Here is a 13,387-nt window from a genome sequence, read left to right as displayed (position 1 = left end):
CCTCACCAGCTCCTGAAGCGTGCCGGCGGCGCGTACAGGCCGCCCGACCACGTCACCAGATCGTCGATGCTGCGCGCGGCCAGCAACGAGCGCTTCGCTTCGCCGCGCCGGATCCCGAGGTCTTCCGGATACGCGACAATGCCGCGCCGGCGCAGCTCCGCCGTCTTTTCAGGCTTCGCGCGCAATCCGACCGGCGTCACGCCCGCCACCGCGGCGAGCGCAGCGCGCCGCTCGTCGATGCCTTCGGCCTTGTGCAGATGCGCGATGCCTTCCTCGGTGACGACATGGCTCACATCGTCGCCGTAGATCATCACGGGCGCGATCGGCATGCCGTTTTTCGCACCCACCGCGACCGCATCGAGTTCGTCGACGAACGTCGGCTCTCCGCCTTTCTTGTAGGTCTCCGCCAACTGCACGACCAGCTTCTGTCCGCGCGATACCGGCCCTTGATCCTTCAGCAGCTTGAGCCAGGCTTCGCTCGAATGACGGCGGCCACGCGGATCGTGGCCCATGTTCGGCGCGCCGCCGAAACCGGCGAGACGCCCACGCGTGACGGTCGACGAATTCGCGTCCGCGTCGATCTGCAAGGTCGAGCCGATGAACAGATCGACGCCGTATTGCCCGGCCAGTTGGCACAGCACGCGATTCGAGCGCAGGCTGCCGTCGTTGCCGGTAAAGAACACATCGGGGCGCGCTTCGATATACGCCTCCATGCCGACCTCGCTGCCGAAGCAATGAATGCTGTCGACCCAGCCCGACTCGATCGCGGGAATCATCGTGGGGTGCGGATTGAGCGTCCAGTTGCGGCAGATCTTGCCCTTCAGGCCGAGCGACTCGCCGTAAGTCGGCAGCAGCAATTCGATCGCGGCCGTGTCGAAGCCGATGCCGTGATTCAGCGAGCTCACGCCATACGGTTCGTAGATGCCGCGGATCACCATCATCGCGGTGAGCACCTGCAGGTCGCCGATATGGCGCGGATCGCGCGTGAACAACGGCTCGACGGCGAACGGCCGGTCCGCCTCCACGACCACGTCGACCCACGAACCCGGAATGTCGACGCGCGGCAGTTCATCGACGACCTCGTTGACCTGCACGATCACGATGCCATGACGGAACGCAGCGGCTTCGGCGATGGTGGGGGTGTCCTCGGTGTTCGGACCGGTGTACAGATTGCCATGACGGTCGGCCTTTTCCGCGCACAGCAGCGCGACGTGCGGCGTCAGATCGACGAACATGCGCGCGTACAACTCCACGTAGGTGTAGATCGCGCCGATCTCCAGTTGCCCGTCCTCGAGCAATTGCGCGACCCGCAAGCTCTGCGGCCCGGCGAACGAAAAGTCGACCTTGTGCGCGATGCCGCGCTCGAACAGCGTCAAATGCTCGGGACGGCTGATGCTCGAAATCAGCAGATGCACGTCGTGAATCTTTTGTGGATCGACTCGGGCGAGCGAGCGCGACAGGAAGTCGGCCTGTTTCTGGTTGTCGCCTTCGAGCGCGACACGGTCGCCCGGCTGGATCAGCGTTTCGAGCGCATCGACGATGCGGTGGGACGGCAGCACGCCGTCTTCCAGCCACGGCGCGATGGCCGCGAGGCGGCGGTTCTTTTCGTCGCGACGCGTGGTCCATGAACGGGCGAGGGGTGAGGCTTCGGCGGAACGGTTCATCGGCGGAGTCAGCTCCCGGTGGTGGTGCGCGCGCGTCTGCCGCGCCGCTTGGGTTGATTCGCATGCGCGGCTTCCGCCTGCGCGCGTTCGGTCAGGAAGCGATGCAGCACGTCGCCGGTGCCGAGCAGATGCGCGACGACCAGCGCCTGGGCCGCGGGAATGTCGCGGCGGCGCACCGCGTCGAGCAGGGCGGCGTGTTCATTGTCGGACTCGCCCTTGTACGACGGCAAGCCGAACTTCAGGCGCAGATAGCGTTCGCCACGCCGATGCAGCGTGCCGATCATTTCCTCGAGTTGCGAACGCGCGGCGGGCGCATACAGGCTCATATGAAACGCGACGTTGCGCGCCACGTACAGCGCCGGATCGGGCTCGCGTTCGGCGGCGCGGCACAGCCTGGCGCATTCGCGCAGCGTGGCGGCGGTGTGCCTGGGAATCGCGAGGCCGATGGCGAGGCTCTCCAGCGCGGCACGGATTTCGTAGATTTCGCGCGCTTCATCCGCCGACAAGGGCGCGACCGTCGCGCCCTTATGGACTGCGGCCTTCGCCCAGCCTTCGCTTTCGAGCTGACGCAAGGCCTCGCGCACGGGAATCGCGCTGACCGAGAAATGCCGCGCGATCGCGTCCTGGCGCAGCGGCGCGCCGGGCGCCAGGGTGCCGTCGACGATCGCCGCGCGCAGCGCCTCCGCAATGACACGGGACGTGCTCTCGCGCGGCGCCGCCGCCGGTAGCAGCAGGCCGCGCGTCGGAATGTCCAAGGGGGGACTCTCTGTCGCATCGCTCATAAGTTCAAATATTATATATAAAAATGAGCGTTTTGCAGGCAGCGAACCCGGAGACGAACGGCGCGGTGCGGCTTCAGTGACATTGGCCGTTTGGCCGAGTGGCGCGCGGGGTTGTCGGCGGGCATCCTCTCATGGGTTGGACGACGTATTTCTCCGTTGTTTTTGGGTTTGCCGTTCTGTACAGTGATCTGTACAATGGCCGTGGCCATCGGGAGGGGGTTTTCCCTTCGGGTCAACGGCTCACGCGGTAGTCCCCGCGGCGCGGTCAATCCGTTTAGCGGTGGAATCGTCTCTAACTTTTGACAGGAGCGATCGGAGGGTAGCCTCTCCAATCGAAAACGAATGAACGTCCTTACTTACAGCGAGGCGCGTGCCGGCTTCAAGCAAGCGATGGACGAAGTCTGCCGCGACCACACGCCCATGCTGATCACCCGGCAGAGCGGCGAAAACGTGGTCATGGTTTCGCTCGATGATTTCAATGCGATGCAGGAGACCTTGTATCTGTTGAGTTCGTCGAAGAACGCCCAGCGGCTCGCTCGATCCATCGCCCAGTTGAACGCCGGCGGTGCGGCCGCGCGCGAACTGCTGACCGATGAAGCAACAGAAAAGCCGCAACGAGGAAGCCGCAAAGGCTGACAGTGTTTTTATGTTCACCGACGAAGCGTGGGACGACTATCTCTATTGGCAGGAAACCGACCGCAAGGTGCTGCGCAAGATCAACACGTTGCTGGAGGAATGCCGGCGCGATCCTTATAGCGGTACGGGAAAGCCGGAGCCGCTGGTCGGCAGCTTGAGCGGCTTCTGGTCGCGCCGCATCACGCATGGCGACCGTCTCGTCTACCTGCCGCGAGACGGAAAGATCTATGTGATTGCCTGCCGTTTTCATTACGGCGATTGAAATAAAAAACCGGGCGCCGCGCCCGGTTTTTTATTCGACGATTCAACGCAGCCAAACGCCGCCGCGTCCGAAAAACTTCACATGTGCCACCGCGCCGCCACGGTCAGCGTGCGCGGCGCGCCCGGCATGTTGTACATGTCCGCGTTGCCGTGCGCCGCGATGAAATACTTGCGGTCGAACAGGTTCTCCAGCGTCAACGTGACGTCGACGTTCTTGCCGTGATAACCCGCGCCCAGATCGAAGGTCACGAACGACGGCAACGTGACCGCATCGCTTGCCGACGTATAGCGCGCCGACTGGAACTGCGCGCCGCCCGCCGCGTAGAAGCCGTACTTCAGGTCGCGCTTGATCCAGACGCTCGCGCTATGGCGCGGCATCAGGCCCGGCGTGTTGTCGTGCAAAACCAGCCCGGCCGAGGTCGCTTGCGGCGAGCCGTCCACTTTTCCGTTCATATACGCGTAGCCCGCGTACACCGACCACTTGGGCGCGATCTCGCCGGTCATCGACAGCTCCAGCCCGCGCGAGCGCTGCGTGCCGACCGGCAGCGCGTAGCCCGGGTTAGCAGGATCGGCGATCTGCTGATGGGTCTGCTTCATGTCGAACAGCGCGACGCTCGCGCTCGCCCGGCCCAGGTCGAACTTCGAGCCGATTTCGAAGCTGGTGGTCTTTTGCGGCGCCAGCGCCGAGCCGTTGGCAAACGCGCCGCTGCTGATCAGCGTGTCGGCAAGCGGCGAGAACGACTGGCTATACGACGCATACAGCGACACCCAGTCGAGCGGCTCGTAAATCAGGCCCACGCGCGGACTCCACGCGCGGTCCGTGCGATCCAGATTCACGTGCGCCGGCGTGTAGTCGTTGCGCGTTTGCGTCAGATAGTCGAAGCGCAAACCCGCGAGAATCTTCCAGTGTTCGGTCAGCGAGATCAGGTCCTGCGCATAGACGCCCACCAGTCCGAGCACCGTCGCCGCATTGGTTTTCGCCGCGGTGCCGGGCTTCACGCCGGGCAAGTTGACCAGTTGCGGATTGTAAAGATCGTAGGTGGCGACCTTGTTAGTCGAGTAGATCGTGTCGAACTTCTGCTGTTGCGATAACTCGACGCCGTACAGCAACTCATGCTTCATGCCGAACAGCGTGGTCTTCTGCGTCAGTTCGAACAGGCCGTCCACGCCGTGATCCTGGCGAAAGCGCGTGCTCTGGTCGAGCGTCACCACAGGATGCGCCGCCGTCTTGATCGGCTCGAACGTGACGTAGTTCTTGCGTTCGAGCGAGAAGTCGTACGCGCGCACGGCGGTGTGCAACGACAGCGAATCGTTGAAGCGGTGGTCGAGCGACGCGGTCGCGCTCTTCGCGTCGATGTCGTTGTACGAGGCGTTGACCGCGTTGGACGAGCCGTAATAGGTATTGATCGGCACGTTGACCGGACGGCCGAGATAGGCGGGCAGGCCCTGATCGGAGGTGCGGCGGTCGTGCAGATAATCGGCTTCGAGATTGATCGTGGTGTCGCGGTCGATGCGAAATTGCGCGGACGGCGCCACGGCCTGGCGATTCAACTGGAACTGGTCGCGAAAGCTGTTCGAGTTTTCGGCGGCGCCGGTAATGCGAAAACGCGCCGCATCGTTCGCGTTCCAGCCGAGGTCGAATTCGCCGCGGCGCTCGCCTTCGGTGCCGAGCGTGACGCCCACCGCTTGCTGCGGATTCGCCGAGGGTTTCTTCAACACGCGGTTGATCAGCCCGCCCGCCGAACCGCGTCCATACAGCACGGCGGCCGGTCCCTTCAACACGTCGACGCGTTCGACGTTCGACAGGTCGCGGTAGTAGAGCGCATCGTCGCGAATGCCGTCGACGTATTGATCGGTCATGCTGTTGAAGCCGCGCAACGTGACCTGATCGCGCTGGCCGTCGCCGACTGAAAAGCCGACGCCCGGCACGTTGCGCAGTGCGTCCTGCAACGAGCTCGCGTTCTGCTCGTCGAGCAGCGCGCGCGGCACGATATTGACGGTCTGCGGCACGTCCATCAGCGGCATGCTGGTTCTGGTCGCGGTGTTCGACGTGCTGGTGTCGTACGAGCGGTCGGCGGCGGCCTTGACGGCGATGGCCGGCAGCGTGTTGTCGGCGGCGCCGGCGGCGGGTGCCGTCTCTTGCGCCATCAAGGGCTTCACACCGGCGAGGGAAGTGGCGATCAGCAGTGCGCGGTAAATCTTCTTATTGACGTTCATGTTGACGTTCTTTGAGTCGGATCGGTGGCTGTTATAGGTTTGGGTTTTTAAGCGCGGCGAAGCGGCATGGCACGCGGGCAAACGCGCGCCGCGCGGCAAGGCAAGGGCCGCGAAATGGGTCAGGCAAGGCGCAGTGGGGATCCCCTGTTACTGTCGAATGAATTCGAAAATCGAAACGGCCGGGGCGCCGCTCGTCAGCGCGCAAAAATGCGCGGGCGTGACATCGGCTGCCGCGGAATGGCATGTCGATGTGGGGATGGGAGATACAGCGGAAGCCGGATCAGTGCCCGGCTTGTAATATCTTGAAATTATAAACGAGAAGAATTCTCGATTGTGCGAAATGCATGGAGAACGTTGGTTTTTTGCAAGGTACGTTCCGGGTCGATGCGAGCAGAGAACGCGAACCGCCTTGCGTCCAATGCCACTGCGCGTGCGGCGCAGGCGCGGCGGCAACTCAATCCGCGTGACGCCGCGCACGTCCGCCCGGCCGTAATGCTGAAAGCAGCGGCCAGCCGAGATTGACGCCCAGACTCGCGACCACGATCAACGCCATGCCCGCGAGTTGCGGCAGCGACAGCGCCCGCCCATACACGAGCGCGTCGACCACGATGGCCGTCAACGGATAGATGAACAGCAGCACGGCGATGATCGGCGTGGTCAGCCTGGGCAGCGCGCCGTAGATCAGCACATACGAGAGCCCCGTATGCAGCACGCCCATGCCGATCAGCCAGAACCACTGCATCGCGCCGATGGGCTCGGCGGCGAGCGGTGCGATGAACGGCAGGCATACCACGCCGACCGCGCACTGCGCGAGCGTCAGCAGATGCGGCCGCAGCTCGCCGAGCCCCTTGGCGATCAACGTGACGCCCGCGTACAGCACCGACCCCACCAAAGCCTCGCCGATACCGATCAGATAGCGCGTGTGCCCCTGCAGATTCTCGGTGGCCGCGACGCCCGACGCGAGCACGAGTCCGACGAAGGCGGTCGCGATCCAGCCGAGCCGGTCGGCGCCCAGGCGCTCCTTGAAGAGCGCCGCGCCGATCAGCACGACCCAGAACGGCTGCACGTGAAACACCACCGTCGCCACCGCAATGCTCGTGCGATGAATCGCATCGAAGAAACCGACCCATTGCGTGACCATCAGCACGCCGGAGATCAGCGCCAGCATGACCGTGCGGCGCGTGAAATGCGCGCGCGTGAAGAAGCCCTTCCAGGCGCAATACGCAGCGAGCGACAGGAAGCCGAACAGGCAGCGAAAGAACACCAGCGTCAGCGCGCCGAGCCGCGCTTCCTCGACGAACACACCGAGCGTGCCCATCAGAAGCCCGCCGCTCGCCAGCGTGATCGCGCCTTGTTGACGTGGGGTGAGGGACATGCGAAGCGGCCTCGGTAGACGTGGAATCACGAATATTGCGCGGCTTGCGTGGCTGTCACAAACGAATTAAATTGAGCAATTCCATAAGCCGGATTGATGAATCATGCACCCCGAATTCGACGTCGATTTGCTGCGCACCTTCGTCGCGGTGGTGGAAAACGGCAGCTTCACGAAGGCGTCGGTGTCGGTGCATCGCTCGCAGGCAGCGGTCAGCATGCAGATCAAGCGGCTCGAAACCATGCTCGGCACCACGCTGTTTGCGCGCAACACGCGCAATCTGTCGCTCACGCGGCCCGGCAACACGCTGCTCGAATACGCGCGGCGCGTGCTCGCGTTGCATGAGGAGGCGTGGTCGGCGATCGTGCGGCCGGAAGTGACCGGGCGCGTGGTGCTCGGCGCGCCGGACGATTACGTGTCGTCGCTCCTGTCGCCGGTATTGCGGCGCTTCTCGAATCTGTATCCGCATGTGGAGATCGAAATCGTCTGCGCGCAGAGCACGTCGCTCGCGCCCATGCTGGCCGATAACCGGATCGATCTCGCCTTCGTCACGCGCGACCGCAAACTGCGCGGCGAATTCGTGCGCAGCGAGCCGATGGTGTGGGTGGGGGCGTCGGTGGAGACGCCGGTGCTGGCGGTGTCGCCGTTGCCGGTCGGACTGTACGAACCGGGCTGCGTGGCGCGTCAGCACACGCTCGCCGCGCTGGACGGCGCACGTATCCGCTATCGGGCCGCGTTCAGCAGCGCCAGTTTGATGGGCCTCGTGGCGACCGTGGACGCGGGGCTCTCGGTGGTCGCGCTCACGCGTTGCAGCGTGCCGCCGCGGCTGGCGATTCTCGGCGAGGCGCAAGGCTTGCCGAAGATCGCTCCGCTGGAAATCGTGGTGGCGCGCAGCGCCAAATCGGATCGGCCCACGTGCGACTATCTGGCCGCGCAGATGGTGCAGGATCTGTCGCTGCGCACGCAGGCGCGCGGTTCGGCGGCGCCTGCGTAGGGCCACACACCACGCATCAGAACGCGATGTTGGTCCGCACGCCAACCACGAACGTATTGCGCAGCGGCTGCGCCGGGTCGTTCGGATTCTGACCGGCGCCCGCGTTGAACGTGTATTGCGCATCGGCTTGCAGCGTCCACCATGGAGCGACCTGATACTGATAGGTCGCTTCGAACGCCGTTTCACTCGTGCGCACGCCGTACGGCCCGCCGCTGAATGCCCGGCTATCCTGGTCGAGTCCGTGCGTGTGATTGCCGACCTTGATGTAGGTGAGGGCGAGGCCTGCGCTGTCGTTGTCGCGTCCGGCGAACGGCGCTTTCAGCACGACGCCGAGGTTCGCCGCGAAGCTCACCAGGTTGCGGTCGCCCGGCGCGCCCATCACGCGGGCGAACACGCCGAGGCTGCGCGCCGCGTCCGGGCTCGGACGCCAGATCATCTGGTCGGCCACGGCATAGAAGCTGTAGTCGCCGCGATGATTCGCGGCAGTGCCGGTGGAGGCCGGATTCGCGAGCGACAGTCCGGTGTTGTCGTAGCGTTGATCCGCGAAGCGGCCGTTGTTGTACCAGAGGCCGATCTTGTAGGTGCCCGGCAAACCGCCGCCGCTCGCGGCGGGCTTTCCGTCTTCCGCCGGCTGGTTGATCGCGTACTGCAACTCGCCGATGAACAGCGTGCCGTTATGCAGATTGAAGTTGGTGCCGCTCTTGTTGTTCGGATTGTTGCCGAGCGGATCGCCGTCGAACACGCCGGCGAGCGCCGTCAACGAGGGTGTGATCTGGCCGCGCACGCGCACGCCGAGCGCCGACAGCGGGTAAGCGGGACCGCCGGACGGCATGTCATAGGAGGGCAGCGCCGGCCAGCCGAACATCGTGTTGAGGAAGAGCGCCGAATAGGTGCTCGCGATGAATTCCTGGTCGATGCTTTGCTGACCGATCTTCACGTCGACGCGCTTGTCGAGGAACGACTGCTGATACCACAACTCCCACAGGCGCGTCGTGCCTTCGGCTTCGATGCCGCTTGCCGTATTCAGCGTGCCGAGTTTGTCGGCGCTGAGATTGCGGCCGTGAATCTGCAATGCGCTGACGTTGAACTGGCCGCCGGGCAGGCCGAACGCTTCTTGTGTGTCGAGCTGAAGGGCCGCTGTGGTCACCCCGTCGTAGGCTGCGCCGCGCGCGAGGCCGCCACGAAGGTTGCCGAGAATTTCGCTGGTCTCGGTGACGGTGAGCGTCACGCCGTACTTGCCGAGCCAGGGGCGCAAACCGCCCATATCGCCGAGCATTTGTTCGCGCTCCCAGAAACCGGCTGGTGCTTTCGTATCCGTCGCGTTGGCGTTGGCGTTGGCGTTGCGTTCGGCTTCGGCCGCTTCCGGCGCGGCGTCGGAAGCGGCCTGCGCCATCGCGGCGCCCGCTGTCAGCGATGCACACGCAAAGGCCGTGTAAAGCGCGGCGCGCCGCATCGACGGTAGACGCGAACGGCGCGCGGCATGCTCGCGCAGCGAACCTGCGCGAGCCGTGAGTCCGCTGGATGAGGAGAGTTTCATCGGGATCCTTATTGGTATCGTATGGAGTGGTTCGAGCATCGCGGGGCGGTGTCTCCATGGGCCCGCGATGTGCCGCATCCATTTGCCACGCCGGACTACAGCAGAAGGCGAGATCGTACTCATGCGTAATCGATGCGTCAACAAATGAGAACGATTCGCATCGAACTTGCCAAAGCGCAATTTTTTACCTTGACATATCGCGACTCAGCGGCCACTCATCGGCCACTCGACGTGACCGAGCCCGAATGCGCGAGCGCATTGCCCGGAGTGGTCGCTTCGTATGAACCGGCGCGAGGCCAGGGTGTCGAACCGCGCGAGTACCCCAAAGTCCCAAGTCAGGAGAGACACATGAATAAGCGCAGCCTTTTGATTTCGTTGCTCGCGAGCGGCGGTTTACTGATGAGCGGCGTGTCGAACGCGCAACTGAATCTGAAGCAATTCGGCATAGGCGGCGGCGAGAGTTCGGCGGATGCGGGCGCGGCGTCGTCGGGTGGCATCGCGCAGTTGTTGCAAACCTACGTCGGCGCGAATCAACAGGTGCTGAGCGGCCAATCGAGTCTCGCGTCGGCGATGGGTTTGAGCAGTGCGGCAGGGCAAGCGCAACAGGCGGCGGGATTGCTGAGCGGCGGCACGCCGTCCGTCAGTCAATTGACGCAGGCGGGCAGCGCGCAGCAGTCGTTGTCGCAAACGCTGACGCAGGCGTTGGCGAGCCGCGCGAGTGGCGGCTCGTCGGCGGCGCCGGTGAACAAGCAGGCGTTCACGGACGGCCTCGCGTCGCTCGGTAAAGGCGTGAGCCAGTATTCGAGCTTGCAGTCGGGGCTCGGCAGCATCGGCCAAATGAATCCGGCGTCGCTGTTGCAGGCCGGCATGAATCCGCAGACTGCGCAGAGCGCGTCGTATATCGCGCAGTCCGCGCCGGGCCAGTTGCAATCGTTGATGTCGACGCTGAGCGCGGCGGTGCAGTTCGCGTCGAGCCACGGCATCAGCGTGCCGTCGATCGCGACCTCGGCGTTGCAAGGCGGCCAGTAAGGATAGGCCTGGCATGCGAGCGCCGCGCCGCGGCGGCGCGGCGCAAGCCGTGCGAAATCCTACGAAAACAGGCAGAGCGCGGTGCGCCGGGCAGCCTCGAAAAAACGGCTATGATCATCACCCGAAGCCGCGAGGCCGCATCCGGCCCACGCACGATTCACCCATGCCCAACACGCCAAACCCTACCGGGACCACGCCGATGTCAGACACAGTGAATCTGGAAAACTACTTCGCCCGCATAGGTTATCGAGGCCCGCGCGCGGCAACGCTGGAAGTGCTGCGGGACATCCACACGCTGCATCCGCGAGCGATCCCCTTCGAGAACCTGAACCCGCTCACGCGCCGCGCGGTGAAACTCGACCTCGCGTCGATCGAGAACAAACTCGTCACCGAGCGCCGCGGCGGCTACTGCTTCGAACAGAACGCGCTGCTGGCAAACGTGCTGACGCAGTTGGGCTTCAAGGTCACGCCGCTGCTCGGCAGAGTGCTCTGGGGGCGCGAGCCCGGCGTGATTCCCCCGCGCACGCACATGGTCTTGCGCATCGACATCGGCAACGAAGCGTGGATCGCCGACGTCGGCTTCGGCAGCGTCACGCTCACCGCACCGCTGCGTCTGAACGCGGGCCTCGCGCAGCCCACGCCGCTGGGCACGTTTCGCCTCGCCGACGCGGCGCATGGTTCGCTATACCTCGAAGTGCTGACGCGCGACGAGAGCTGGTCGCGCGTTTATCGTTTCGACCTGCAGCCGGTCGAGTGGATCGACTACGAGACCTCGAACTGGTACACGTCCACGGCGCCGGATTCGATCTTCGCGAGCAACCTGATCGTGTGCCGCGTATTGCCCGAAGCGCGGCTCACGCTGCTCAACGATCTACTGAACGAACGCGCCCCGGACGGCCAGATCGTCAGCGAACGGCAACTCGCGAGCGCGGACGAACTCGCCGCTTGTCTGCGCGATCGCTTCGGCCTGAATACCGGCGGCATCGACATCGGCGAAATATTCGGCCGCGTGCGTACCCCGGCCAACAGCGCGTAACGAGCCGGGCATCGCCATGATCAAGCGCCTGATTCTCCACACAGCGGCCTGGCTGGTGTTCATGGGCGTGCTGTTGTTCGGCGCGGCCGGCACTTTCGCGTGGCCGGCCGCATGGTGGTATCTGATCGAGATGGGCGTGCTGAGCCTGTGGATCGGACTGTGGCTCGCGCGTCACGATCCCGGCTTGCTCGCCGAGCGCATGTCCGTGTTCGCGCAGCCGCAGCAAAGCCGCTGGGATCGTCTCTTTGTGACGAGCGCCGGCGTGGCGTGGTTCGGCTGGCTGATCCTGATGGGGCTCGACGCCATGCGCTTTCACTGGTCGGCGCCGTTGCCGGTGGCGCTGGTCAGTCTCGGTTCGTTGTGCGTGTTCCTTTGCATCTTCATGTGCCGCTTCGTATTCCGTGCGAACAGCTTTGCCGCGCCGGTCGTGAAGATCCAGGCGAGCCGCGGCCATAAGGTGATCGACAGCGGTCCTTACGCGTATGTCCGTCATCCGATGTATTCGGCCGCGCTGCTGTTTTTCATCGGCACGCCGTTGCTGCTCGGCTCATGGTGGGGGCTCGCCGTGGCGCCGGTCATGGCGATCGGACTCGGCTGGCGCGCGGTGCGCGAGGAGCGCATGCTGGCCGAGCAGCTCGACGGCTACGCCGACTACACCGCACGCGTGCGCTACCGTTTCGTGCCCTTCATCTGGTAGCGCGGCCGTGCGCCATTCTTGCGCGCATCTGCTCCTCGTGCACCAACCTGTCTAGACAAAGCGCACCGCGCTGACGCATGCAAGCGCATGCGTTCTCTGCTCATCATTGACTCGTCACTCCCGGTAAAGCCTTGTAACGCCGCGCTTTCTAGGGGCTTACCCGATGATTCCGGCGATTCCGCGCAAATTCTCTTGCGACGGTTATTTGACTCATGCAGACTTGTCTATACAAATTAAGCAGCGGTTAAACATCCAGTTCGACGGTTTCCTCAATCAAAGGAGTTTCGACGTGAAAGTGAAGCGCACGACGTTAGCAAAAGCATTGATGGGCGCCGTTCTCGGCGCCGCGACGATTTTCGCGGCACCGGCCCAGGCCAAGGACTGGAAGACGGTGACCATCGCGCTCGAAGGCGGCTATGCGCCGTGGAACCTCACGTTGCCGGGCGGCAAGCTGGGCGGCTTCGAACCCGAACTGGTCGCGAATCTGTGCGAGCGCATCAAGCTGCAATGCAATCTCGTGGCGCAAGACTGGGACGGCATGATCCCCGGTCTGCAAGCCGGCAAGTTCGACGTGTTGATGGACGCGATCTCGATCACGCCCGAGCGTGAAAAAGTCATCGCGTTCTCGAAGCCGTATGCCGCCACGCCCGCCACCTTCGCCGTGACGGACGCGAAAGTGCTCGCCAAGGCCGCGCCCACCGCGGGCGTCGTCAAACTGACGGGCGATCCCAAGACCGATCAACCCACCGTCGACGCGTTGCGCAAGCAGTTGAAGGGCAAGACCATCGGCATCCAGTCGGGCACGGTCTACACCAGGTTCATCAACGAAGGCTTCAAGGACATCGCCACGATCCGCGTCTACAAGACCTCGCCCGAGCGCGATCTGGATCTCGCGAACGGCCGCATCGACGCGTCGTTCGACGACGTGACCTACTACGCCGCCAACATCGACAAGAAGGAAACCGCGTCGATCCTGATGGCCGGCCCGAAGATCGGCGGCCCGATCTGGGGTCCGGGCGAAGGTCTCGCATTCCGCAAGCAGGACGCCGATCTGAAAGCGAAGTTCGACACCGCGATCAGCGCCGCGCTCGCCGACGGCACCGTCAAGAAGCTGTCCGCCAAGTGGTTCAAGACCGACGTCACGCCTTGATTCGCTGAACGT

Annotated in this window: 12 protein-coding genes; 7 read left to right on the top strand and 5 right to left on the bottom strand. The window is 64.2% G+C overall.

All coding sequences use genetic code 11. The features are described 5' to 3' along the window. Positions 1-2: 2 nt before the first annotated feature. Together mdcA and CUJ90_RS19015 are read right to left on the bottom strand one after the other, a co-directional pair. Positions 3-1,664 (bottom strand): malonate decarboxylase subunit alpha, encoded by a 1,662-nt coding sequence (gene mdcA, locus CUJ90_RS19020; protein ID WP_114163665.1) that lies wholly within the window; start codon positions 1,662-1,664, stop codon positions 3-5. 8 nt (positions 1,665-1,672) lie between these two features. After that, positions 1,673-2,446, bottom strand: coding sequence for a GntR family transcriptional regulator (locus tag CUJ90_RS19015; RefSeq protein WP_073431923.1), 774 nt, complete (start codon positions 2,444-2,446; stop codon positions 1,673-1,675). A 342-nt stretch (positions 2,447-2,788) separates the two neighbouring features. On the opposite strand from CUJ90_RS19015, the gene CUJ90_RS19010 reads away from it, so the two are divergent. Continuing rightward, on the top strand, positions 2,789-3,082 hold the full coding sequence (locus tag CUJ90_RS19010; protein WP_114163664.1) for a type II toxin-antitoxin system Phd/YefM family antitoxin: 294 nt from the start codon (positions 2,789-2,791) through the stop codon (positions 3,080-3,082). A gap of 10 nt (positions 3,083-3,092) precedes the next feature. Then, positions 3,093-3,344, top strand: coding sequence for a Txe/YoeB family addiction module toxin (locus CUJ90_RS19005; RefSeq protein WP_114163663.1), 252 nt, complete (start codon positions 3,093-3,095; stop codon positions 3,342-3,344). 77 nt (positions 3,345-3,421) lie between these two features. Here the strand turns inward: CUJ90_RS19005 and CUJ90_RS19000 are convergent, their stop codons facing one another. Together CUJ90_RS19000 and CUJ90_RS18995 are read right to left on the bottom strand one after the other, a co-directional pair. Beyond that, on the bottom strand, positions 3,422-5,560 hold the full coding sequence (locus CUJ90_RS19000) for a TonB-dependent receptor (protein WP_114163662.1): 2,139 nt from the start codon (positions 5,558-5,560) through the stop codon (positions 3,422-3,424). 454 nt (positions 5,561-6,014) lie between these two features. Further along, positions 6,015-6,935, bottom strand: coding sequence for a DMT family transporter (locus tag CUJ90_RS18995; protein ID WP_114163661.1), 921 nt, complete (start codon positions 6,933-6,935; stop codon positions 6,015-6,017). Positions 6,936-7,038: 103 nt separating this feature from the next. Between CUJ90_RS18995 and CUJ90_RS18990 the strand changes: the two genes are divergently transcribed. Next, entirely contained in the window at positions 7,039-7,926 is an 888-nt protein-coding gene (locus CUJ90_RS18990; protein WP_114163660.1) for a LysR substrate-binding domain-containing protein, read from the top strand. 16 nt (positions 7,927-7,942) lie between these two features. On the opposite strand, the gene CUJ90_RS18985 is transcribed toward CUJ90_RS18990, so the two are convergent. Continuing rightward, positions 7,943-9,463, bottom strand: a complete 1,521-nt coding sequence (locus CUJ90_RS18985; RefSeq protein ID WP_114163659.1) for a carbohydrate porin — start codon at positions 9,461-9,463, stop codon at positions 7,943-7,945. A gap of 348 nt (positions 9,464-9,811) precedes the next feature. Here CUJ90_RS18985 and CUJ90_RS18980 point away from each other — a divergent pair, with 348 nt between their 5' ends. The 4 genes from CUJ90_RS18980 (at position 9,812) to CUJ90_RS18965 (ending at position 13,375) form a co-directional block, all read left to right on the top strand. Then, positions 9,812-10,492 (top strand): hypothetical protein, encoded by a 681-nt coding sequence (locus CUJ90_RS18980; protein ID WP_114163658.1) that lies wholly within the window; start codon positions 9,812-9,814, stop codon positions 10,490-10,492. 199 nt (positions 10,493-10,691) lie between these two features. Beyond that, a complete protein-coding gene (locus tag CUJ90_RS18975) occupies positions 10,692-11,528 on the top strand; it encodes an arylamine N-acetyltransferase family protein (RefSeq protein ID WP_073431915.1) in 837 nt (278 codons plus the stop codon). Between the two features lie 16 nt (positions 11,529-11,544). Then, positions 11,545-12,225, top strand: a complete 681-nt coding sequence (locus CUJ90_RS18970; RefSeq protein ID WP_073431914.1) for a methyltransferase family protein — start codon at positions 11,545-11,547, stop codon at positions 12,223-12,225. Positions 12,226-12,550: 325 nt separating this feature from the next. Further along, the gene (locus CUJ90_RS18965; RefSeq protein WP_374710950.1) at positions 12,551-13,375 is read left to right on the top strand and encodes a transporter substrate-binding domain-containing protein; all 825 of its coding nucleotides are present in this window, start codon (positions 12,551-12,553) and stop codon (positions 13,373-13,375) included. Positions 13,376-13,387 lie beyond the last annotated feature (12 nt).

It is taken from the genome of Paraburkholderia terricola (assembly GCF_003330825.1).
In the GTDB taxonomy this organism is placed as follows: Bacteria; Pseudomonadota; Gammaproteobacteria; order Burkholderiales; family Burkholderiaceae; genus Paraburkholderia; species Paraburkholderia terricola.
Note: the sequence above shows the minus strand (reverse complement) of the source record. Positions and strands in the feature narration are given on the sequence as shown.